Raw genomic sequence first — 22,142 nt, 5'->3', positions numbered from 1 at the left:
CGATCGCGATCGCGACGTTGCCGGATCGCTCAGATTTCCCTGTCCAGCCCCTGCGCGCGCAGGACGGCCTTCAAGCGCCGCACTTCGTGCTCCAGATCGAGGATCAGCGCGGCGGCCTCGAGGCCCACGCCGAAGTCGCGCTCCAGCCGTCGCGCATCGAGCGCGCATTGCAGGTCGCTGCTGTGAAAGCGCCAGTCGTCCGGCCGCTGGGCCGGCGTGCGCGACGCGATGATGCCGACCTCGACCAGCTGAACCACCCACTCGATCTCCGCCCCGCAGGCGTGAGCGAGTTCGCCGGCGGCGAGCGGATGCGAAGCGCTCAGGGTGGTGCTCGTGACGGAAATGGTAGCCATGGTCATCACACTCCGAGGTGGCGGCGCGGATCGAAGGGCGCCGCCTGTGCGAGTTGCTCATAAGCCTTGCGCGCGGCCTCGGTGTCGGCCGGCGGCAACGCAATTTCGAGGAGCAGGTAGAGGTGGCCTGGCGGCTTGCCCGGCAATCCACGCTCCTTGAGCCGCAGTTTCAATCCGTTGCGCGCATTGGGCGGCACCGTGACCTCGACCACGCCGCCGTCGGGCGTCGGCACTTGCACCTGTGCGCCTAGCGCGCCTTCGGTTGGCGTGATCGGCAGCGTCATGTAGAGGTCGCGATCCTCGATGCGATAGCGCTTGTGTGGCGCGATGCGCACTTCGAGGTAGAGGTCGCCGGCCGGCTCGCCGCCATGGCCTGGCATGCCTTGCCCGGCCAGGCGGATGTATTGGCCAGGATGCACGCCGGGCGGAATCTTCACGCTCAGCGTGCGGGTTTTCCACTCGGGCCGGCCCTGGGCGTCGATCTCCTGTGAACGCAGCGTGATCTCGCGCTCGGCGCCCTTGAGCGCGTCTTCCAGCGCGATCTCGATCGCCGCATGGTGGTCCTCCCCACGGGCACGGTAGTTCCTGCGCTCGGCGCCGCGTCGCTCGGCGGCGCCGAACAGTGACGAGAAGAATTCGCTGAATTCCGCATGGTCGGCCGGTCCCTGGTGCGGGCCGCGATGGAACTCGAAGCCTTCGTCCCATCCCGGCGGCGGCTGGAATCCTCCATCCGGGCTGCCGCCGCGCGCCACGTGATCGGCCAACTGGTCGTAGGCGGCACGCTTTTCCTTGTCGCGCAACACGTCGTTCGCCTCGTTGAGGTCGCGCATGCGCAGTTCGGCGTCCGGCTCCTTGCTGACGTCCGGGTGGTACTTGCGCGCCAGCTTGCGGTAAGCCTTGCGCACCTCGTCCTCGGAGGCGCCGCGTTCGAGCCCGAGGATCTTGTAGTAGTCCTTGAAGTCCATGCCGATGAATCCGTGGGGGGGTGGGCTAGGCCAAGGCTGCGCCGCCGTCCACGGCCTGCAGGAGCGGCTTCACGCGCCATGCAGAGCCGCTTCGTTCGAAGCGCAAGGGTTGCGCGTTGCCGAGCACGCTCATGTCGATCGGCACGCCGAGCAGCGCCGCGAGCACATAGAGCGATCCGCCGTGCGCCACGATCAGCACGGGCGCCGGGTGCGTCAGGGCTTGTTCGAGCGCGATCCGCTTGCGTGCGACGAACTCGGGCAGCGTCTCGCCGCCTTCGGGCTCGCAGGCCCAATCGATGTCGGCGGACGAAGTGCCGATCAGCGCGCCGAAGTTGCGCTCGCGCAGGCCCTCGAACACCACCGGCGCCATGCCATGCGGAGCCGACACCGTGTGCGCCGTGGTCAATGCGCGATTCACGTTGCTGCTCGCGATGCTGCGGATCGGCTCGCCGGCGAGCAGTTCGGCCGCGCGAGCGGCTTGCTGCAGACCCAGCGCGCTCAATGGCTCCTCGGTCGTCTGGAAGATCCGGCGCGCGTTGCATTCGGTCTGTCCGTGGCGCAGGAAGTAGAAGTGGTCGCAAGCAGGTGTCAGCGGCTGTGCGGCTGCCAGCTTGACGAGTTGTCGAAGGCCGTCGTTCATCAGGTCAATCAAAAGAGGGCATGTGGGGCATCCACCCTACAGCATCCATTCGATGGGCAGGATCTCCAGGAAGTTGATCCAGCCACGCTTGAGCGCGCCCGAGCCCGGCTCGGTCGTGTAGATCGTCTCGCCTTGCGGTGTGCGGTCGATCCATTCCATGCTGCCATCCGGCTTGAGCCGAACCTGGTAAGCCGCCTTGGGGATCGCGGTGTCGAGCTGCTGCGCGAGACGGCCCGCCAGCACCGGGCTGTCGATGATCACGCCCATTTCCGTGTTGAGGTGCGCCGAGCGCGGGTCGAGGTTGAATGAACCGACGAAGATCCGGTTGCGATCCACCGCGAAGGTCTTTGCATGCAGGCTCGCGGCCGAACTTGCGCGGCTGCCGCTTCCGGGCAGACCTCTGGTTTTGTCGGCGTCCTTCTCGGGCGGTGGCACGCCGATGCCTGGCTTCAATTCGTAGAGCGTGACGCCGGACTGCAGCAGTTCCTGGCGGTACTTGGAGTAGCCGGCGTGGACCGGGCTGACGTCGGTCGCCGACATCGAGTTGGTCAGCACTCGTACCTTGATGCCGTTCCGCGCCAGCGTGGTCAGGGACTTCGTGCCGCCCTTGCCGGGTACGAAGTAGGGCGATACCAGGTCGAGTTCGTTCTGCGGATTGCCGAATGCCTCTGTCAGCAGCGGCAGCATCTGCAAGTCCTTGCGATCGGTCGTGTCGAGCACCTTGGCCGGGTTGTCGTGAATCACGCGCGCCGTCGTCCATTCGAAGCTGAGCTGGTTGTCAGTCAGTTGGCGCAAGAGCGGGGTCCGCCGCACGGCCTCGACGTAGCGCTGGGCCTCCGGGCTCTTGTGGACCTGCTCCCATTTCTGGAGCAGGCGCGCTGCGCCGTCGGATTCCGCGGGCGGCAACAAGCTCGCGGCGGGATAGGCGGAGGCGCTGTTCCAGAACAGGTCGAATTCCTTGGAGACTTCGCGCACGACGGGCCCGACCGCCATCACGTCGAGATCCTGGAAGCCGACTTCCATGTTGGCGCCGTAGTACTCGTCGCCAACGTTGCGGCCGCCCACGATGGACACCTGGTTGTCCGCGGTGAAAGACTTGTTGTGCATTCGCCGGTTGACGCGCGAGAAATCCATGGCGAAGTCGCCGACCCTGAAGCCGCGGTTCGCGAAGGGATTGAAGAGGCGGATCTCGATGTTGGGGTGTGCGTCGAGCGCTGCAAGGGTCGGGTCGAGGCCGCCGGTGTTGGCATCGTCGAGCAGCAGGCGAATGCGCACACCGCGTTCCGCCGCCTTCCAGATGGCTTCCCACAACAACTGTCCGGTCGTGTCGCCATGCCAGATGTAGTACTGGAGGTCGAGGCTTCGATCGGCGTATTGCGTGAGCAAGATCCGGGCGGCGAAGGCGTCCTCGGCGACGGGGAGCGGATGGATGCCGGACTTGCCCGGGTTGGCCGATGTGAGCGTTCGGACCGACTTGCCCAGTCGGGTGTCATTCGTGTTCGTGAATGCGGCGGACTCTGCGCGCTCGACGTGCCCAGGCAGGCTGGCACAGCCCGAGATCAACAGCCCAAGAAGGAAGGCAACCAGTACACGCGATGAAATCATGGATTGGGCCTGACTCGGCGACGACTATGTGCGCATTCTAGGCACGCCCCCTGGTTTGCTACAGCTTGGGAATGCGCAGGGTCTTGCTGATCATCAGCGTGCCCGACAGCGCAAAGAGCAGCGACAGCGGATGAAGCACCCACGGCCCGAGCAACCACTCACCGCCCCAGATGGCATCGCCGATGCGGCCCTGCCATGCGGCCAGCGCGAGCACGCCCACGAGCACCACGCTGGTCGGGATGGGAGTGCCTTCGAAGTACTTGACCTTGTCGGCGCCTTCGGAAAGCGCTTCGGCCGTGACGTTGTAGCGCGCGAGCCGGCTCACGCCGCAGCACACGAAGTAGATGAGCAGCACGCAGTCCCAGCCGCCGTCGAGTCCCGCGGCAAAGGCGAGGGAGGCGGGCATGACGCCGAAGGAGATGACGTCGGCGAGCGAGTCGAGTTCGCGCCCGAGGGCCGAATGGGTTTGTCGCCAGCGAGCGATGCGGCCGTCGAACACGTCGAAGATGAAGGCCGCGGGCGCCAGTGCGGCTGCCCAGAGGAAGTGGGTGAGCGAATGGCTGGCCATATACGCCATCGCGAGGAAGACGGCGCCGACGCCGCATGCCGCGTTGCCCAGGGTGAACACGTCGGCCAGGTGGAAGCCGCGGATCATCGAGAAGTGCTTTCGGACGGGGGCCGATGCGGGAGATGAAGGGGGCATGGGTGCTTTCGTTTGGAAAGTTGCGGGACACATTAGCGCAAGGGCGTTCCGGGCGGTGTAGTCGCATTCTGATGTCGCGTGCGCCGCGCGGGGGCTCAGGCGCCGCCGGGTCGCGCCGCGGCGTCGTGCGCTTCGGCGATATGGGCGAAGCGTTCGAGCAGGCAGGCCGCAGTCGCCGTGCCTGCGACCCGGTCGCGCAACGCCGCGGGATCGACGCCCTCGGCGCGCAAGGATTGCGCGAGCTGCTCGACGTAGCCGCGCATGATGTCGGCGTCGAACTCGGGGTGAAACTGAACGCCCCACGCGTTCTCGCCGATGCGGAAGGCTTGCGTGCGCTCGAAGTCGTTCCCGGCGAGGCGCACGGCGCCCTCGGGAAGCCGCAGCGCGCTCTGGCGGTGCACCACGTGCGCGTCGAAACGAGATGGCAGGTCATGCATGAGCGGATCGTCGGCGGCCTCGGGCGTGAGTTCGACCTGGACCGTGCCGATCTCCATGCCGCCCGGATGGTCCCCGGCCTCGCCGCCGAGGGCACGGGCCAGCAACTGGTGACCGAAGCAGATGCCGAGCACGGGGGTGTGGCTGGCGACGAGTTGCGAGAGCCACGCGCCGGTGGCCTCGCTCCAGGGTTCGCGATGCGAGACCATCGCGTGAGACCCGCTCACGATGGCACCGGAGATTTCCGCGGGCGAGGGCAGGGTGTCGCCGCGTCGCGGGTCGAGCACCACAACCGGCAGACGGGTGTCGCCGAGGCCTGCGGCCATCCAGTGCTCGAAGTCGCCGCGGCGTTCGCGCAGCGCATCGAAGGTGTCGCCGAGCTTGATGATCGCGAGGGGACGAGGGGAGAGGTCTTCCATGCGCGTGATCATGCCGCACTCATGCGGGAACACGCTGCTCGACGACCTCGATGGCGCCTGCGACCCGTTGCGCCACCTGCGCCACGAGATCCTGCCTTTGAGGCGCCTCGCGCCAGCGCAGGCGTGTGCCGGACTCCCAGTCCGAATGGCTGCGGGCCGGTTGCGCGGCGCGAATTACATCGGCGATCGTGCGATGGGCCGCGTCTGTTGCGCTCGTTGCGCCGGCACCTGCGTCGATCCGGTCGACGGCCGCGTGACCGCGCTGCTCCAGCGCTCGCAGCAGGCGGAGTTGCCAGCTCAGGAGCACGAACAGCACCCGGTCTTCCACGGTGAGTTCGTGCACATCGCGCAGCTTGTTGGCGAGCTTGCGGCCCAGTGGGCCCCACCCCTGCGACACTGCACCACCGATGGCGCCGCCGAGCGCCGCGCCCGCGCCGAGCGAGAGGCCTGCAAGTGCGAGGTCCGCGACGACGCCCACCGCAGCGCCGACCGCAACGCCCTTGCCGAGCAGGATGCCTGCGTCCTTCAAGGCCTCGGGATGGAAGAAGTCCATGGTCCATCGACCTTCCACCAGCGGCAGAGCGGCTTCGTCCGCATCGCCTTCGCGAAAGCCGTAGAGCGCGAGCAAATCGTCGGCGCAGCGCTGCGCCTTTTCGAACAGGTCTTTCTGCAATCCGTTGACCAGGCGCCGGCGGCCCTCGGCGTCGGCGAACTCCGTGGCGGAGGCCGTGCGGCGCATGGCGGTCGCGTCGATCAGCAACTCTGCGATACGCGTGCTCGCAGCCTGCCGACGCTGCCTGAACTCGGCGTCGAGAAATGCCGCGACGCCATCCAGCGTGCTGCGTCGGTCGCGTAGCAAGGTCGACAGATCGCGATAGAGATCGCGCTCGGCGCCGACAAAGGGTGCCGCTGCATCGAAGCGCACCACCACGTGCAACCCATAGGCCGAAAGCAGCTCTTTCCAGGCGGCCTCTCGGCTCGTGGCACGGCCCACGAAGTTCAGCACGGGTAGGACGGGGCGTGCGCAGGCGCTCAGCAGTTCGATCTCCGCGCGGAACTTGGGCAGCACGGGTTCGCGCGCATCGATGACGAGGAACGCGGCATCGACATCGAGCAGGGCGCGGAGCACTTTGGCCTCCTGTTCGAAGGCGCCATGCGCTTCGGGGCCTTGCAGGAACTGTCGGATGCGGTCGGGCGGCGTCAGGCTTCTGTCGAAGGCTTCGAGATGCTCGCGCAGTGCGACGGCATCCTCCAGTCCGGGTGTGTCGAAGAAGCGCACGGCGGGCGCACCATCGACCACCAGATCGACCGACTCGACATGGCGTGTGGTGCCGGGCCGCTCCGACACTTCACCGAAATTCACGCGCCGCGTGAGCGTGCGCAGCAACGAGGTCTTGCCGGCGTTGGTGTGGCCGACCACGGCGATGCGGATGGCGTTGGAGGGCTTGTTCATGCTCCGGTCCAGCCGTGAAGCATGGGTTCGAGCGCATCGCCAGCGTGCAGGCCGTCGAGTCCGGCATCGGCCAGCCAGGCGTGCCAGCGCTGGCGGGCGGTGTCGTCGGGCGCAGTGCCGAACAGCCACAGCCGGCATTCGCCACTCAAGGACATGACCTCACGCAGGAAGCGTTCGGTGCCGCGGTCCGGACTGGATGCTGCATGGCAGCCGACCAGCACGCGTCGGGGGCGCACGCGGGCCAGCGTGTCGAGCAGTTCGCGCCGGGCGTTGGCGCTGCCGTCGATGCGCATGGCCTGCGCGCCACGCATGTCGAGCGCGGCCGGCGGCCACGGGAGTTCATCGGGCAGTTCGAAGCCGACGGCCATCAGCGAGTCGGTGGTGTCGCCTGCTGCCAGAGCATGCGTTGCAAGGTGCGGCAGCTGGCCGGGATCGGCGTCGACGATGTGCGGTGGCGCGAGCGCGTCCAGGCGCGCGAGCAGCTTGCGGTAGTAGGCCTGAGACAAATCGGGCCGAAGTGCCTTCTTGCGCACCTGCCACACGGCCGCGCAGAGCAGCGCGAAGACCACGCGTGGCAGCAAGCCATAGACCACGATGCAGCCGGTGAGCCATAGCGCCCAGGCGCGCTGGCCCGAGGCGGCCGCCAGGGGCGAGCGCACCGCCTGCGCATCGGGCACCGGGAAACCCAGCCACTCGGGCGCGCGCCCGAGAAATTCCACGCTGCGCACGAAGAAGTCCGGTTCGAGAATCGTGGTCTGCCAACTCAGCGTGTAGTTGCGAAACGCGAGTGCGAAGAGCATGGCCGCGAGCACCACGGCGAAAGAGAGCGTCCAGATCGCATGGCTCACGAAGCCCAGCGCCCAGGGTAGCAATCGCGCACGGTTCAGCAGTCGCGTGATGGCGCGCAGCAGCACCGGCGCCTGGCCGCGCTGGCCGCCTGCCACGCGTGCCGTGAGCGTCAGCCAGAGCCAGCCGAAAGACGCGTTGAACGATCCCAGCGGAACGACCAGACCGACCAGCCACGCCACCAGCGTGATCAGGTGCAGACCCAGCAGACTTGCCAGCGCGACGACGACGTTGATCTGCCCGGTCCCGCCGAGCACGTTGCCCGCGAGCGTCAGGCCTGCGATGACGATGACCGCCACCAGCCCCAGCAGGACCCATGGAGACCAGGCCCGCGCCCGGGCCCATTCGTCCTGCAGTCCGATACGCTGCCCGAGAATCCGCGCGCGCTCGACGATTCGGCGGCCGGGGTCTTGCTGAAGGCGCATCGCCTCTCGCAGGGCTTGCGCGTCGTCGAGCGGGCCGGCTTCCTCGACCAGTTGCACCGCCTCGGTGATCGTCGCGTCCTGGAACGGAGAGGGGTGCGCCACGGGATTCAACGGCTTCCTTTACAACACAGAGCAATGCCGGCGCACCGGAGGGGAGCGCGAAATTATGCCCGTGCCAAGTTGGCCGATCGCCCATGAAAAACGGGGCCGCTCGGCGGCCCCGTCAACCCCGTGGCCGGGGATACGAAAGAGGAAACGGGTGTTCTCAGCGGAGGCCGAAGAACGAAAGCACGGCGACGACGACCACAACCAGACCGACGATGTAAATGATGGAATTCACGGTGGAAACTCCTCTTTGTTGAAGACGAAGCCAGAATGCCCGCCGACCGGGGGCGACGATGTCGGCGGGCGTCACCGCGCCCTGTAGGACTTGCAAGTCAGACCGTCGAGGGCTCCGCGACCGCGTAGTCTTCTTCGTCGCTGCCGTCCCCCAGAAAGCCGCCGCTCTGGTGGGCCCACAGGCGCGCGTACAGGCCGCCTTTCGCCAGCAGCGTCTTGTGATCGCCTTCCTCGACCACTCGGCCTTCGTCGAGCACGATCAGCCGGTCCATCGCCGCGATCGTCGACAGGCGGTGCGCGATCGCGATCACCGTCTTGCCCTCCATCAGGCGATAAAGACTGGCCTGGATCGCGGCCTCCACCTCGGAGTCGAGTGCGCTCGTGGCCTCGTCGAGCAGCAGGATCGGCGCGTCCTTCAGCATCACCCGCGCGATGGCCACGCGCTGGCGTTGCCCGCCGGAGAGCTTGACGCCGCGCTCGCCCACGTGGGCCTCGTAGCCGCGGCGCCCGTTCGGGTCGCCGAGCGTCTCGATGAATTCGTGCGCCTCGGCGCGGGCGGCGGCCGCGCGGATGGCCCCGTCGCTCGCGTCGGGCTTGCCGTAAGCGATGTTGTCGGCGACCGAGCGGTGCATGAGCGAGGTGTCCTGCGTGACCATGCCGATGTGGGCGCGCAGGCTGTCCTGCGTGACGTGAGCGATGTCCTGTCCGTCGATGAGGATGCGGCCGCTGTCCAGGTCATGGAAGCGCAGCAGCAGGTTCACCAGCGTCGACTTGCCCGCGCCGGAACGGCCCACGAGGCCGATCTTTTCGCCGGGCGCGACGGCGAGCGTCAGGTCGTCGATCACGCGCCTGGCTCCTTCGCCGTAGCGGAAGCTCGCATGCTCGAAGCGCACCTCGCCGCGCGGCACATCCAGCGTGCGCGCATCCGGCGCATCGAGCACGGTGCGCGGGCGCGACAGCGTCTTCATGCCGTCCTGCACCGTGCCGATGTTCTCGAACAGGCTGGTCATCTCCCACATGATCCAGTGCGACATGCCTTGCAGGCGCAACGCCATGGCCGTGGCCGCGGCCACTGCGCCGACGCCGACCGAGCCCTGCGACCAGAGCCACAACGCCATGCCCGCCATGCCGGCGGTGAGGCCCATGCTCAGCGTGTGGTTCACGATCTCGAAGGCGCTCACCAGTCGCATCTGGCCGTAGCCGGTGTGCATGAATTCCTTCATCGCCGCGCGTGCGAAGCCGGCCTCGCGCTGCGTGTGCGAGAAGAGCTTGACGGTGGCGATGTTGGTGTAGGCGTCGGTCACGCGGCCCGTCATTGACGCACGTGCATCGGCCTGGGCCTTGCCGACCTTGCCGAGGCGCGGCACGAAGAACACCAGCGAACCAATGTAGAGCGCGAGCCAGATCAGGAAGGGCAGCATCAACTGCCGGTCGAGCACTGCGGCGAGCACGATCATGGTCGCGACATAGACGCCCATTGCCACGAGCACATCGGCCAGCACGAAGATCGTGTCGCGCACTGCCAGGGCGGTCTGCATGACCTTGGCGGTGATGCGGCCAGCGAACTCGTCCTGGTAGAAGGCCATGCTCTGGCCCAGCATGAGCCGGTGGAAGTTCCAGCGCAGCCGCATCGGCAGGTTGATCGCCAGCGTCTGGTGCTTGACGATGGTCTGCAGCGCGACCACGCCGATGCTCGCGAGCAGGGCGATGCCGAGCCACATCAGCGTGGTGCCGCGGTCTTCCCACAAGCGCGCTGGCACCTGATCGCCCAGCCAGTCGACGATGCGGCCCATCATGGCGAACAGCAGCGCCTCGAAAGCCGACATCACAGCCGTGAGAACGGCCATGGTGGCGATCGTGCCCCGCAGCCCGCGGGTGCATGCCCAGAGAAAGGCGAAGAGCCCGTGCGGCGGCAGCGTGGGCTCGGCAGGCGGGTAGGGGTGAAGCAGTTTTTCGAAGAAACGGAACAAGGCGGGCTGTCTCCAGTGAGGCGCCACTGTACCGGCGGGCGAGGTGTTTCGCGCGGAAAGGGCTATGGCGGCGCCGCGTACTCGGGCGCCAGGCACGAGGCGGCCTTGAAATCTCTAGACTGACGGTCAAGGAGCATTCCATGAGCACCACACGACTCTCGACCCTTCCCACCTATTTCATTTCCCATGGCGGCGGACCCTGGCCGTGGATGAAGAAGGAAATGGGTCACGCCTACGACCAACTCGAAGCCGCCCTGGCGGACATGCCGCGCCAGGTCGGCCGCACGCCGGCCGCGATCCTGATGATCTCGGCGCACTGGGAAGAATCCGCCTTCACGGTGATGGGCAACCCGCGTCCGCCGATGATCTACGACTACGGCGGCTTTCCCGAGCACACCTATAGCGTGCGCTACGACGCACCCGGCTCGCCCGAACTCGCGCGCCGCGTGCAGGCGCTGATCGAGGCGGCGGGGTTGCCCGCGCGGGTGGATGCCGAGCGTGGCTTCGACCACGGCACCTTCTCTCCCATGGCCGCGATTTATCCGAAGGCCGAAGTGCCGGTGGTGCAACTGTCGCTGCGACGCGGGCTCGATCCGGCCGAGCACATCGCGCTGGGCCGTGCCATCGCACCCCTGCGCGACGAAAACGTGCTGATCGTGGGCAGTGGGCTGAGCTATCACAACCTGCGCGCGTTCGGCCCGCAGGCGCGCGATGTGTCCAAGGCCTTCGACGATTGGCTGGACGATGCGGTGGTCGCCGCCACGCCACAGCAGCGGGTCGAACGATTGCTGCAGTGGTCGACGGCGCCAGCGGCCCGCGTCGCCCATCCGCGTGAGGAGCATCTGATTCCGCTGATGGTCGCAGTGGGCGCCGCTGAAGGCGACGCCGGGGAGCGCATCTATCACGAAGATGCCTTCATGGGCGGCATCGCTGTGTCGAGTTTCCGCTTCGGGGAAGCGGCCGCCTGATCGCCGGTGCGCGGCACAATGCACCGGTGCCTTATTTCTCGACCTTCGATCCCCAGGCGGAAGCCGACGCGCTCCGCCTGATCGCGCGCATCGACGCGCTCTCCACCCATCACGATGCCGAGCATGGCGGCGTGCGCGTACGCTGGCGCCGCTTCGGCGATGACGACACGCACCCGCCGCTGGTGCTGCTCCACGGTGGCCACGGCAGCTGGATGCACTGGCTGCGTAACGTCGAGGCGCTCTCGGCCACGCACACGCTGTGGCTGCCCGACATGCCGGGCTTTCACGATTCCGACACGCCGCCCAAACCGGCGTCCGGCCAGGCGGCGGTCGATCCGCTGCTCGACGCCCTCTCCGGAACGCTCGACAGCCTGATCGGCGCGCAGACCGAGATCAATCTCGGCGGCTTCTCCTTCGGTGGCCTGGTGGCCGCGAAGTTCGGCGCACGGCGTGGCGGCATCCGTCGGATTGCCTTGCTGGGCAGCGGCGGCCACGGCACGCTGCGCCGCATGACAGTGGAGATGATCAACTGGCGCGCCGCCGAGGATCGCGACCAGGAGCGCGCGGCGCTGCTGCACAACCTCGCCGCGCTGATGCTGCACGACAAGGCGGCCATCGATGCGCTGGCTTTCGCCGTCCACGACATGTCCTGCCATGGCACGCGTTTCCGCAGCAAGGAAATTTCGCTCGCGGGAGGGTTGCAGGCGGCGCTGGAGGCCATCGGCGGGCCGCAACTCCTGCTCTGGGGTGAACACGACGTGACCGCCGATTCGCGCCCGCTCGTCGCGCAACTCGCAGCCGGCCACCCGCAGCGCGAAGGCGTGGTGATCGACGGCGCCGGGCACTGGGTGCAGTTCGAGCGCGAGGACGAGGTCAACGCGCAGTTGCTGCGGTTTCTCGCCTAGCCCGGCAGCGAAACATCCTTGCGGCGCCAGAACGCCGCATCCGGCACAGGGCCCGCGCCGGCCGCTGCGTTGTCCGCCATGTGCTCGGGCCGGCTCGTTCCGGGAATCGTGCAGGTCACGGCAGGATGGCTCAGCACGAACTTGATCAGCACCTGCGCCCAGGTCGTGGCGCCGATCTCGGCGGCCCAGCCGGGCAGGGGCTTGTCGCGCAGCCGGCGCAGCAGCCCGCCGCCGCCGAAGGGCATGTTGACGATGACCGCAACGCCGCGTTCCGCCGCCAGCGGCAGCAGGCGCTGCGCCGCTTCGCGCTCGTCGAACGAATAGTTGATCTGCAGGAAATCGAGCTTCTCGGCACGCAGCACGGCCTCGACCTCGGCATAGGCCGACGCGGTGTAGTGCGTGATGCCGATGTAGCGCACGCGGCCCTTGTCCTTCCAGCCGCGCAAGGTCTTGAGGTGCGTGCGCCAGTCGACGAGGTTGTGCACCTGCATCAAGTCGATGCGATCGGTGCGCAGGCGCTCGAAGGACTGTTCCATCTGCGCGATGCCGGCATCGCGGCCGCTGGTCCACACCTTGGTGGCGAGAAAGGCCTTGGCTCGCTGGTTCGACGCGGCCAGGAGATCGCCGGTGACGGCTTCGGCGCGGCCATACATCGGCGAACTGTCGATCACCTTGCCGCCCGCGGCGAACAACGCATCGAGTACGCCCGGCAGGCGCTGGTACTCGGCGCTCCCGGCCGCGACGTCGAAGCCGATCCAGGTGCCGCAGCCGACCACGGGCAGCGCTTCGCGGGTGGAGGGGATGGGGCGGGTGTTCATGCGGAGAGGTCCTGATGTCTGGGCCGACGCGAATGGCAGTGATGCGCCGAGGGACAGGCCAGCTCCGAGGCGCAGGAAGTGCGATCGACGAATCGGATGAGGGTTCATGATTCCGAATGATCGTCTCGGGAATGCAAAAAGAAAAACCCGGCATCCCAAAATACTGTATAAAAATACAGTTACTCGATCCATCATGGGCCTCCCTTCCCTCGACTCTTTTTCACCCTCCGCGCGGCACAAGGTCTGGCGCGGGGATGAGCTGGGCATGGCCGATGCGCAGGTCATCGCCACCGGCCATGCCCCGCTCGATGCGCAGTTGCCCGGTGGCGGCTGGCCGGTCGGGGCGATGACCGAACTCTTGCAGTCCGCGCCCGAGGCGCATTCGTGGCAACTGCTATTGCCGGCGCTGGCGCATGCGGTGCGGGGCGGCACGGGGCCGGTGGCGCTGATCGGTGCGCCCCATGAACCTTTCGGCCCCTCGCTGGCGGCGCACGGCTTGCCGATCGAGTCCTTGCTGTGGATTCGCAGCGAGGCGGCCGCCGCACGGCTCTGGGCGTGCGAACAGGCGCTTCGCTGCGCCGACGTGGCCGCCGTGCTGGCGTGGCTGCCGCAGGCGCGCATGGGCGATCTGCGGCGGCTGCAGCTCGCGGCGGCGCAGCACGAATCCCTGCTGTTCGTGCTCCGGCCCGCGGCGTCGGCGTCTTCCACGTCGCCGGCCCGTTTGCGCCTGCAGGTGGCGCTCTGCGAGGAAGACAAATCGCGGCTCGATGTCCACATCCTCAAGCGTCGAGGGCCGCCGCTGGCCTCGCCCATCCAACTGCCGGCATGCGGCGAACGCATGGCCGCGCTGCTGGCGGCGAGCCAGCTCCGGCGCAAGCTGCTCCGTCAGCAGCAAGGCGTGCCGCAGGCAATCGGCACAGCCACGGTGGTGCGCATCGACCTCCACCAAGGAAAACGACATGCACTGGATCGCGTTGCGCTGGCCGCAGCCTGAGGCGGAGATGCGCATGCCGCCGATGCCCTCCGACGAGGCGCTCGGTTGGTGGGCCCTGCAGTTCACCCCGCGCGTCGCCTGGGTCGACGAGGCGCTGCTGCTCGAGGTGTCCGCCTGCGAGCGGCTGTGGGGCGGGCGGCTGGGCCTGATGCGCCAGATCCTGAGCCTCAATCCCGCGCCGGTGCGCGTTCAGCAGGCGCAGGGCGCGACTTGCCTCATCGCGCTCGCGCGACTGCGGATGTTCGCGCGCGGCGAGCAGCCTCCAGCCGATGTGCCGTCCGGGCTGCCGCTCGACACACTGAGCGCCGCGCGCGATCACCTCGAGGTGCTGGCGCACCTCGGCTGCCGCACCTGGGGCGAGGTGGCGGCATTGCCGCGTGGCGGCCTCACGCGGCGCTTCGGCAAGGATCTGCGCACCGCGCTCGATGCAGCCTACGGATTGCGACCCGAGAGCCATCGCTGGCTCACGCTGCCCGATGTGTTCGAGCAGAAGCTCGAACTGCCCGCACTGGCCGAAGGCGCACCCGAACTCATGTGGTCGGCCAATCGCCTGCTGTCGGCGCTACAGATCTGGCTGCGTGCCCGGCAGCGAGGCGCGCGTGCGCTCGAACTGCAATGGACGCTCGACCTCAAACGCTTCAACGGCGTGAACCTGCCGCCGCACCAGCTCATCACTGTGCGTACTGCCGAGGCGACGCAGGACATGGCGCACCTGCGCCGCTTGATGGCCGAAAAACTGGCGCTCACCACGCTCGCTGCACCCGCAAGCTGGCTGCGACTGCGTTCGCTCGAAACCGATCCCTGGGCTGGCGCCAGCAAGAGCTTCCTGCCCGAGGACAACCGCAAGGGCGACAGGCTCCATGAAATGGTCGAGCGGCTCAGCGCGCGACTCGGTCCGCAGCAGGTGCTCGTGCCCGTGGCGCAGGCCGATCACCGGCCCGAGCGCAAGCAGACATGGCAACCCGCCTTGAACACTGGCCGGCGCAGCGAAGCCCGTTCGCGGAACACCGTGGAACCAGCTTCGCCTACGTGGCTGCTGCCCGAGCCGCTGCGTCTCGACATGGATGGCGAGCGCCCGTGCTACCGCGGACCGCTGCGTCGATTGATCGGCCCGCAGCGGGTGGAGGCCGGCTGGTGGGGCGGCGTGGAAGACGGCGGCCGGCCTGCCGTGCGCGATTACTACGTCGCCGAAAGCCCCGAGGCCGGCCTGGTGTGGATCTTTCGCGAGCGCCCGGCCGCTTGCTTCGCTGAAGGCGAAGTTCGCTGGTACCTGCAAGGCCTCTATGCCTGAACTCAGCGACAAGAAAGTCCGCGCGCTCACGCTCGCGGCGATGCATGCGTTGCCGAAGCGGCAACCGCCCGTGCCTGGCTTGCCAGGGTATGCCGAGCTTCATTGCCTGACGAGCTTCAGCTTCCAGCGCGGCGCGTCCACGCCCGAGGAATTGGTGGAGCGCGCCTACCAACTCGGCTATGCGGCGCTCGCGATCACCGACGAATGCTCGGTGGCTGGGGTGGTGCGCGCACATGTCGGCCTGCGCGAACTGCCCGCCAAGCTCGATGCCTACGAGCGCGACCACCCTGAAGAGCCGCCGATCCCGCGCAACCCGGACTTTCGCCTGCTGTTCGGCAGCGAGTTCCGCTTCGAGCGCTTCAGGTTCGTGGTCATTGCGAACGACACAGAGGGCTGGGGCAACCTCTGCGAGTTCATCACCGCCGCGCGCACCACCGAACTGCCCAAGGGCGAATACCGCGTGAGCTGGGAAGACAGCGACGTCGCCTCTCTGCAGCATTGCCAGATTCTTTTCGTGCCCGACCGAAAGCCCGTTGGCACGGTCGATGTCGCCACGCTGCACGATGACCTGATCGCGGCGAAGACGCTTTATGGCGGCAGCCTCTGGCTCGCCGTCGAGATGCTCAACGAACTCGACGACGACCTCTGGTTCGTCACGCTGGTCGAGGCCGGCGCGCGGGCCGGCGTGGCGCTCGTGGCGGCCGGCGATGTGCACATGCATGCACGCGCACGCAAGCCGTTGCAGGATGTGCTCACGGCAGTGCGCGAAGGCAGGACCGTGGCCGAGTGCGGCTTCGCGCTGCAGCCCAACGCCGAGCGCCACCTGCGGCAGCGCGTGCGGCTGGCGGGGCTCTACACGCAAGAGATGCTCGCGAACACGCTCGAAGTGGCCGGACGTTGCCGCTTCGATCCCGAGGTGATCCGGGAGAACTACAAGTACCCGCTCGAAAGCGTGGGCAACGGAGAAACGCCGGCACAGACGTTGGTGCGCAAGACTTGGGAAGGCGCACGCGGGAGATATCCGGCAGGCATCCCGGAGAAGGTGTCCCAGCTGCTTGAGCGCGAGCTGCAATTGATCCTCGACCTCGAATACGAGATGTTCTTCCTCACGGTCGAGGACATCGTGCGCTTCGCCCGATCGCAAGACATCCTCTGCCAGGGCCGCGGCTCCTCGGCCAATTCGGCGGTCTGCTACTGCCTCGGCATCACCTCGATCAATCCCGACAAGGGCCACCTGCTGTTCGAGCGCTTCCTGAGCCGCCATCGTCGCGAGCCGCCCGACATCGACGTCGATTTCGAACACCAGCGGCGCGAAGAAGTCATCCAGTACATCTACGAGAAGTACGGCCGCGAGCGCGCCGCCATCGCCGCGGTCGTGATCTGCTATCGCTCGCGCAGCGCATTGCGCGACGTGGGCAAGGCGCTCGGCATCGATGCGCGGCTTGTCGACGAATTCGCCAAGGACCACTACTGGTTCGACGAGACCGTGCTCGGCGAGCAACTGCAGGCAGCCGCCGTGCGCGCGGAGGTGCAGGAAGACCCGCTCAAGCTGCAGCAGTGGATCGAACTCACGTGCGAGCTCAAGGGTTTTCCGCGCCACCTGAGCCAGCATGTCGGTGGCTTCGTGCTCACCCATACGCGGCTCACGCGCCTGGTGCCGGTGGAAAAGGCTTCGATGAAAGATCGCTCCGTCATCCAGTGGGAAAAGGACGACCTCGAAGCCATGGGCATGCTCAAGGTCGACGTGCTCGCGCTGGGCATGCTCAGCGCCATCCGCCGCGGACTCGAACTCATGAACCACTGGCGTGGCACGGCGCTGCAGATGCACCAGATTCCCAATGACGACCCGGAGGTGTTCGACATGATCTGCGACGCCGACACCGTCGGCGTGTTCCAGATCGAGAGCAGGGCGCAGATGTCGATGCTGCCGCGCCTGAAGCCGCGCACCTACGAGGACCTGGTGATCGAGGTTGCGATCGTGCGTCCGGGGCCGATTCAGGGCGGCATGGTGCACCCCTATCTCAAGCAGCGCGAGCGGGTGCGCAAGGGGCTCTCCATCCACTACGAGAAGGACGAACTGCGGCCCGCGCTGGAGCGCACGCTGGGTGTGCCGATCTTCCAGGAACAGGTCATGCAGATTGCCATGGTCGCAGCCGATTTCACCGCCGACGAGGCCGATCAATTGCGTCGCGCCATGGCCGCATGGAAGCGCAAGGGCGGTCTCGGGAAGTTCCACGACAAACTCGTGAATGGCATGGTTCGCAAAGGGTACAAGCCCGCTTTTGCCGAAGCGATCTTCAAGCAGGTGATGGGCTTCGGCGACTACGGCTTTCCCGAGAGTCATGCCGCGAGCTTTGCCCTGCTGGTCTGCGTCAGCAGTTGGCTCAAGTGCCACGAGCCCGCCTGCTTCCTGGCGGCCTTGCTCGATTCGCAGCCGATGGGCTTCTACAGCCCTTCGCAGCTCGTGCAGGACGCGCGGCGCCATGGCGTCGAGGTGCGGCCGGTCGACGTCACGGCGAGCGAATTCGACAGCAGCCTCGAAGGTCGCACGCCTGGCGCGCCGCGCATGCCGCCTGGCGCCGATGCGCGCCATGCCGGGCGCTTGGGCAATGCCGACCCGCCCGCCGTGCGTCTGGGGCTGAGCCGCATCGCCAGTTTCAGCAAGGCCGGCGCCGAGCGCCTTCTGGCAGCGCGCGAACTGGCCCCTTTCACCAGCACCGAAGACCTTGCCTTGCGCGCCGAACTCGACGCCAAGGACATGGCGGCGCTGGCCGCCGCCGATGCATTGATGTCGCTCTCGGGCCATCGCCGCCAGCAGGTGTGGGACGCCACCGCCCAGCGCCGCGCACCCGCCTTGCTCAAGGGTGTGCCGATCCACGAGCCCACCTTGCAACTGCCCGCCGCGCCCGAAGGCGAGGAGATCCTCGGCGACTACGTCTCGCTCGGCCTCACGCTGCGCCGCCATCCGCTCGCATTGCTGCGCTCACGGCTCGCCCGCATGAACCTGATGAGCGCGGAGCAACTGCGCCCGCTGCCCAGCGGCCAGACCGTGCGTGCCTGCGGCATCGTCAAGGGGCGTCAGCGGCCGCAGACCGCCAACGGCACCATCTTCGTCACGCTCGAGGACGAGACCGGCAACGTCAATGTGATCGTCTGGAGCCACGTGATCGAGGCCTGGCGCGAGCCGTTGCTCAAGTCGACGCTGCTGGCGGTGCAGGGCACGTGGCAGCGTGATGTAGACAGTGGTGGCGAGGTGCGGCATTTGGTGGCGACGGGGTTCAGGGATCTCACGCCGATGCTGGGCAGGTTGGCGCAGGCGAACAAGAGCCGGGATTTTCACTAGGCGGGTCGTTCGTGCGCCGTCACGGTCCGCGTGATGAGTCGGCCTTCGCGCAGCAGAGACACCTCCACGGGCCGCCCGATGCGGTCCGCGCCGAGCAGGCGCAGAAGGTCGTCCGCGCCTTCCACGACCACATCGTCCAACGCAAAGAGGATGTCGCCCACGCGCAGGCCTGCAAGCTGCGCCGCGCCGCCGGGCTGTACCTCGCCGATGCGCACGGCGTTGGCGCCGGAGTGAATGGCCAGTGACACGCGCCGGGGCAGGGGCACCGTCTGCGCCGCAATGCCGAGGTGCGCGCGCCGTACGCGGCCGTGGGCGATGAACTCGCCGATCACGAAGCGCGCCGTGTTGCTGGAAACCGCGAACGCAAGCCCCTGCGCGCCGGCGATCATGGCCGTATTGATGCCCACCACCTGCCCGGATGCGGCCACGAGGGCGCCGCCGGAGTTGCCCGGATTGAGCGCCGCGTCGGTCTGGATCACGTCGTCGATCAGGTGCCCGCTCTGCGAGCGCAGCGAGCGGCCCAGCGCCGACACGATGCCGGCAGTGATGGTCGATTCGAATCCCAGTGGATTGCCGATGCCGACGACCAGATGGCCGCGCCTGAGCATCTTCGAATCGCCGAGCGTCGCGGTGGCGGCGCCGCGCGGAAGTTCCACTCGCAGTAGCGCGAGATCGGTGGCGGGGTCGTCGCCGAGCACCTCGGCTTCCCTGTCGCCGGCTTCCGGGAGTCCGATCCGTACGCGGCGCGCACCGGCGACGACGTGGCTGTTGGTCAGCACCAGCCCGTCGCCGGCGATGACCACGCCCGAGCCCAGGCCGCCGCGTCGGTCGGGCGTGCCGCTTTGCACGCGCACCACGGCTGGCCCAACGCTGTCGGCCACCGCCGCGACCGCGTGCGAATAGGCATCGATCAGGGCGTCCTGGTTCAGATCGGGAGCGCTGCCTTCGGCGGAGGGCGAGGGGGCGTTGTCGTCGAACATGGTTTTCTCAAAGATGGATGACACCCTGCCGCACTGCCTGCGCCACTGCGTCCGTACGGCCTGTGGCGTCCAGCTTGTCGAGCAGCGAGCCGACATGGAACTTGGCCGTGTGCATCGAAATGCCCAGCCGCCGGGCGATGGTCTTGTTGGATGCGCCTTCGGCCATCAGGGCCAGCACTTCGAGCTCGCGCCGGGTCAGCGTTGCCTCGGCGTCGGCGGCGGGCACGGCGTGCGCCGGCACCACCGCGACATCGGCCGGCTCGCCGCGCTGCGCGACACGCAGCCCGGGCACATCCGACAGGGACGCGAGCAGGCGCTCCGACAGTTCCACGTCGGCGATATCGACCGCGATCACGATCGGCTCCGTGACGCCCGTCTTGTTCAATCGTCCGGCCTTTCGCCAATGGTGACGTTCGCCTCGACGGGCTCCCCGGCACGCCGCAGCGACAGCGTCACGACGGTGCCCACGCTCGCCGGGCCCAGCGCTCGCAGCAGCGCCTGCACGCTGCGCACCGCTTCGCCGTTCCAGGCCACGATCACGTCGCCCTGGTGAAGGCCAGCCTTCGCAGCCGGCCCGTCGCGATCGATGGCCATGACCATCGCGCCGATGCCCTCGGGTTCGATCTTTACGGGTTGGAGTCCCACACCCAGGTAACCGCGCGGGACCCGGCCGTGCGCTGCGATCTGCGCGGCGACCCGATCGATCGTCGCGCCCGGAATGACCAGCACGCGCCGGCGTGGCCCGAACACGCTCATGCCGATGGCCCGGCCCTGCACGTCCATTGCCAACCCGCCTTCGGCGATGCGCCGCAGGGTCAGCCCGAGTTCGATCCGTGCGTCGATCTCGCCGCCGCGCAAGCTGCGCCAGGCGGGGCCCGACAGCGAGACCACGCCCGCCGCCGCGACAGGTGCGCCGGCGAGCGACCCGACCGTGAGCGCGATGGAGCCGGCGCGCACCGGCGACAGGTCAAAAGCGATCGGGGAGGGCGCGTTGCCTTCGATGCGTAACAGAGCGATGTCGGTGCCGGCATCCCGACCAACGAGCTTCGCGCTGGCGTTCGCGCCGCCCGGCAGACACACCGTCACGTCCGCGTCGTCGGGCAGCGCCTCGTCGCAGGTGACGACCAGCCCGTCGCGCCAGGCAAATCCGCTGGAGCGCGAGCACCCGGTGTGCACTGCCACCACGCTGCCAGCTGCAGCGGCCACCGCCTCGGCCATTGCCGCGGACAGTTGTTCGAAAGATGAGGACATCGTGTCGGCCATGGGAGCTCCTTAGATGGCTTCATTGTGTGAATGCGCAAGGGGCAGACGCTACTGCCCGGATGGGCAGGGTGTGCATACTGGCTGGTCCGATGAAGCTCGAACCCTTTGTCCGCGTCGACGAAACGCCGTTCTCGGCCTCCAGGGAAGAGGTCTTGCGGATGTGGGGCGTGCCGACGAGAACATGCCGCAACGGCATCGGGCTCAATGAGCTGGACTATGAATCGATCGTCTTCCGCTTTCAGGACTGCGGCAGGCTGGAAGAGATCACGATGCAGGCGCCGGTCGTGAACATCGGCAACGTGTCGGTGCCATTCGCCGCACTCTCTTCTTTCGTTCGCGCGACCGATCCGTCGGTGTTCGAGAGGGCGGGCTTTCTCGTCAGTCCTGTGTTGGGACTGGCCTTCGATCCGGACGAGCCTTGCTGGATTACCGCGCTCGCGGCTCACTGCATCGACTCCTGGCGCGCGATATGAACGGACCCGCCACTTTCGAGTGCCGTCAAAATGGCGCCCACCAGGACAAGGCAGCGACTCTCGCGACTCAAGACACATGACCAGCTTTTTCGATTTTTCCAGGGCCAGCGTGGCCGAATTGGCGAGCACGGATGCGCTCCGGGCATTGCAGGAGGATGTCGGCGATCAGGATCTCACGGCCGGATTGGTGGCCCCGCTACGGCGCGCCACCGCTCATGTGCGCACTCGCGAAGCCGCGGTGCTGTGCGGCGCGCCCTGGGTCGAGGCCGTGGTGCGGCAACTCGACCCGCAAGCGCGCGTGACGTGGCATTGCGTGGAGGGCGGGCATTGCGCCGCGGACCAGACGGTGCTCGAACTCGCCGGCGACGCGCGCAGCTTGCTCACGGCCGAACGCACCGCGCTCAACTTCCTTCAACTGCTGAGCGCCGTGGCAACACGCACCGCCACGTATGTCGATGCGGTGCGCGGCACGCGTGCCCAGATCGTCGACACGCGCAAGACGCTGCCGGGTCTTCGGCTGGCGCAGAAATATGCCGTGCGCACGGGCGGTGGCACGAATCACCGCATCGGCCTCTATGACGCGATCCTGATCAAGGAGAACCACATTGCAGCCGCCGGCGGCGTGAGCGCGGCCCTGCGCGCAGCGGCTGAAGTCGCTGCGCAGGCGAAATTCATCGAGATCGAGGTCGAAACCCTCGCCCAGCTCGACGAGGCGCTGGCCAGCGGCGCCCGCATGGTCCTGCTGGACAACATGGACCTGCCCACCTTGCGCGAAGCCGTGCGTCGCAACGATGCGGCGGGCGACGCCCGCGCCGTGCTCGAGATATCGGGCGGCGTCACGCTCGACAGCATTCGCGCCCTCGCCGAGACTGGCGTCGACCGCATCTCGGTCGGTGCACTCACCAAGGACGTCAAGGCCATCGATTTCTCGATGCGGTTCCTGGAAGGCTGAGC

At 67.6% G+C, this 22,142-nt stretch carries 20 protein-coding genes; 7 read left to right on the top strand and 13 right to left on the bottom strand.

Features of this window, described 5'->3' with window-relative positions:
* Positions 1-29: 29 nt before the first annotated feature.
* The 9 genes from QTI04_RS06920 to QTI04_RS06880 form a co-directional block, all read right to left on the bottom strand.
* Positions 30-359 (bottom strand): chaperone modulator CbpM, encoded by a 330-nt coding sequence (locus QTI04_RS06920; RefSeq protein ID WP_286614665.1) that lies wholly within the window; start codon positions 357-359, stop codon positions 30-32.
* Positions 359-1,318 carry a DnaJ C-terminal domain-containing protein gene (locus QTI04_RS06915; RefSeq protein WP_286603488.1) on the bottom strand — a complete coding sequence of 320 codons (960 nt, stop codon included), beginning with the start codon at positions 1,316-1,318 and terminating at the stop codon, positions 359-361. The genes QTI04_RS06920 and QTI04_RS06915 overlap by 1 nt, the downstream gene beginning before the upstream one ends.
* Before the next feature lie 25 nt (positions 1,319-1,343).
* Complete coding sequence (locus tag QTI04_RS06910; protein WP_286614664.1) at positions 1,344-1,958, bottom strand: histidine phosphatase family protein; 615 nt, start codon at positions 1,956-1,958, stop codon at positions 1,344-1,346.
* Positions 1,959-1,994: 36 nt separating this feature from the next.
* Complete coding sequence (locus QTI04_RS06905; protein WP_286614663.1) at positions 1,995-3,563, bottom strand: phospholipase D family protein; 1,569 nt, start codon at positions 3,561-3,563, stop codon at positions 1,995-1,997.
* A 58-nt stretch (positions 3,564-3,621) separates the two neighbouring features.
* Complete coding sequence (locus QTI04_RS06900) at positions 3,622-4,266, bottom strand: phosphatidylcholine/phosphatidylserine synthase (protein ID WP_286603485.1); 645 nt, start codon at positions 4,264-4,266, stop codon at positions 3,622-3,624.
* A 95-nt stretch (positions 4,267-4,361) separates the two neighbouring features.
* Positions 4,362-5,132, bottom strand: a complete 771-nt coding sequence (locus QTI04_RS06895) for a glutamine amidotransferase (RefSeq protein WP_286614661.1) — start codon at positions 5,130-5,132, stop codon at positions 4,362-4,364.
* 7 nt (positions 5,133-5,139) lie between these two features.
* On the bottom strand, positions 5,140-6,573 hold the full coding sequence (locus QTI04_RS06890; protein ID WP_286614659.1) for a GTPase/DUF3482 domain-containing protein: 1,434 nt from the start codon (positions 6,571-6,573) through the stop codon (positions 5,140-5,142).
* Positions 6,570-7,946 carry a DUF2868 domain-containing protein gene (locus tag QTI04_RS06885; RefSeq protein ID WP_286614658.1) on the bottom strand — a complete coding sequence of 459 codons (1,377 nt, stop codon included), beginning with the start codon at positions 7,944-7,946 and terminating at the stop codon, positions 6,570-6,572. Before QTI04_RS06885 ends, QTI04_RS06890 begins: the two co-directional genes overlap by 4 nt.
* Positions 7,947-8,281: 335 nt before the next feature.
* Positions 8,282-10,153: an ABC transporter ATP-binding protein gene (locus QTI04_RS06880; RefSeq protein WP_286614657.1), complete on the bottom strand. Its 1,872-nt coding sequence runs from the start codon at positions 10,151-10,153 to the stop codon at positions 8,282-8,284.
* Positions 10,154-10,293: 140 nt separating this feature from the next.
* On the opposite strand from QTI04_RS06880, the gene QTI04_RS06875 reads away from it, so the two are divergent.
* The gene (locus tag QTI04_RS06875) at positions 10,294-11,121 is read left to right on the top strand and encodes a class III extradiol ring-cleavage dioxygenase (protein ID WP_286614656.1); all 828 of its coding nucleotides are present in this window, start codon (positions 10,294-10,296) and stop codon (positions 11,119-11,121) included.
* A 26-nt stretch (positions 11,122-11,147) separates the two neighbouring features.
* The gene (locus QTI04_RS06870) at positions 11,148-12,026 is read left to right on the top strand and encodes an alpha/beta fold hydrolase (RefSeq protein WP_286614655.1); all 879 of its coding nucleotides are present in this window, start codon (positions 11,148-11,150) and stop codon (positions 12,024-12,026) included.
* On the opposite strand, the gene QTI04_RS06865 is transcribed toward QTI04_RS06870, so the two are convergent.
* Positions 12,023-12,844 (bottom strand): aldo/keto reductase, encoded by an 822-nt coding sequence (locus QTI04_RS06865; protein ID WP_286603478.1) that lies wholly within the window; start codon positions 12,842-12,844, stop codon positions 12,023-12,025. The two genes, QTI04_RS06870 and QTI04_RS06865, sit on opposite strands and share 4 nt — an antisense overlap.
* Positions 12,845-13,037: 193 nt before the next feature.
* Here QTI04_RS06865 and imuA point away from each other — a divergent pair, with 193 nt between their 5' ends.
* The 3 genes from imuA to QTI04_RS06850 are packed head-to-tail and all read left to right on the top strand — an operon-like array spanning position 13,038 to position 18,472.
* Positions 13,038-13,838 (top strand): translesion DNA synthesis-associated protein ImuA, encoded by an 801-nt coding sequence (imuA, locus tag QTI04_RS06860; protein ID WP_286603476.1) that lies wholly within the window; start codon positions 13,038-13,040, stop codon positions 13,836-13,838.
* Positions 13,804-15,129 (top strand): DNA polymerase Y family protein, encoded by a 1,326-nt coding sequence (locus QTI04_RS06855; RefSeq protein ID WP_286614654.1) that lies wholly within the window; start codon positions 13,804-13,806, stop codon positions 15,127-15,129. The genes imuA and QTI04_RS06855 overlap by 35 nt, the downstream gene beginning before the upstream one ends.
* Positions 15,122-18,472, top strand: coding sequence for an error-prone DNA polymerase (locus tag QTI04_RS06850; RefSeq protein WP_286614652.1), 3,351 nt, complete (start codon positions 15,122-15,124; stop codon positions 18,470-18,472). Before QTI04_RS06855 ends, QTI04_RS06850 begins: the two co-directional genes overlap by 8 nt.
* Here QTI04_RS06850 and QTI04_RS06845 read toward each other — a convergent pair.
* The 3 genes from QTI04_RS06845 to QTI04_RS06835 are packed head-to-tail and all read right to left on the bottom strand — an operon-like array spanning position 18,469 to position 20,715.
* Positions 18,469-19,452, bottom strand: coding sequence for a S1C family serine protease (locus QTI04_RS06845; RefSeq protein WP_286614649.1), 984 nt, complete (start codon positions 19,450-19,452; stop codon positions 18,469-18,471). The two genes, QTI04_RS06850 and QTI04_RS06845, sit on opposite strands and share 4 nt — an antisense overlap.
* A 7-nt stretch (positions 19,453-19,459) precedes the next feature.
* Positions 19,460-19,837 carry a response regulator transcription factor gene (locus QTI04_RS06840; RefSeq protein WP_286603471.1) on the bottom strand — a complete coding sequence of 126 codons (378 nt, stop codon included), beginning with the start codon at positions 19,835-19,837 and terminating at the stop codon, positions 19,460-19,462.
* Positions 19,834-20,715 carry a S1C family serine protease gene (locus QTI04_RS06835; protein WP_286603470.1) on the bottom strand — a complete coding sequence of 294 codons (882 nt, stop codon included), beginning with the start codon at positions 20,713-20,715 and terminating at the stop codon, positions 19,834-19,836. Before QTI04_RS06835 ends, QTI04_RS06840 begins: the two co-directional genes overlap by 4 nt.
* A gap of 89 nt (positions 20,716-20,804) precedes the next feature.
* Here QTI04_RS06835 and QTI04_RS06830 point away from each other — a divergent pair, with 89 nt between their 5' ends.
* Together QTI04_RS06830 and nadC are read left to right on the top strand one after the other, a co-directional pair.
* On the top strand, positions 20,805-21,188 hold the full coding sequence (locus QTI04_RS06830) for a hypothetical protein (RefSeq protein WP_286614648.1): 384 nt from the start codon (positions 20,805-20,807) through the stop codon (positions 21,186-21,188).
* 76 nt (positions 21,189-21,264) lie between these two features.
* Complete coding sequence (gene nadC, locus QTI04_RS06825; RefSeq protein WP_286614647.1) at positions 21,265-22,140, top strand: carboxylating nicotinate-nucleotide diphosphorylase; 876 nt, start codon at positions 21,265-21,267, stop codon at positions 22,138-22,140.
* Positions 22,141-22,142 lie beyond the last annotated feature (2 nt).

Source organism: Variovorax sp. J22R115 (genome assembly GCF_030317005.1).
Taxonomy (GTDB): domain Bacteria; phylum Pseudomonadota; class Gammaproteobacteria; order Burkholderiales; family Burkholderiaceae_C; genus Variovorax.
The sequence above is the reverse complement of the archived record's forward strand: the minus strand, read 5'-3'. Positions and strand labels throughout refer to the sequence as shown.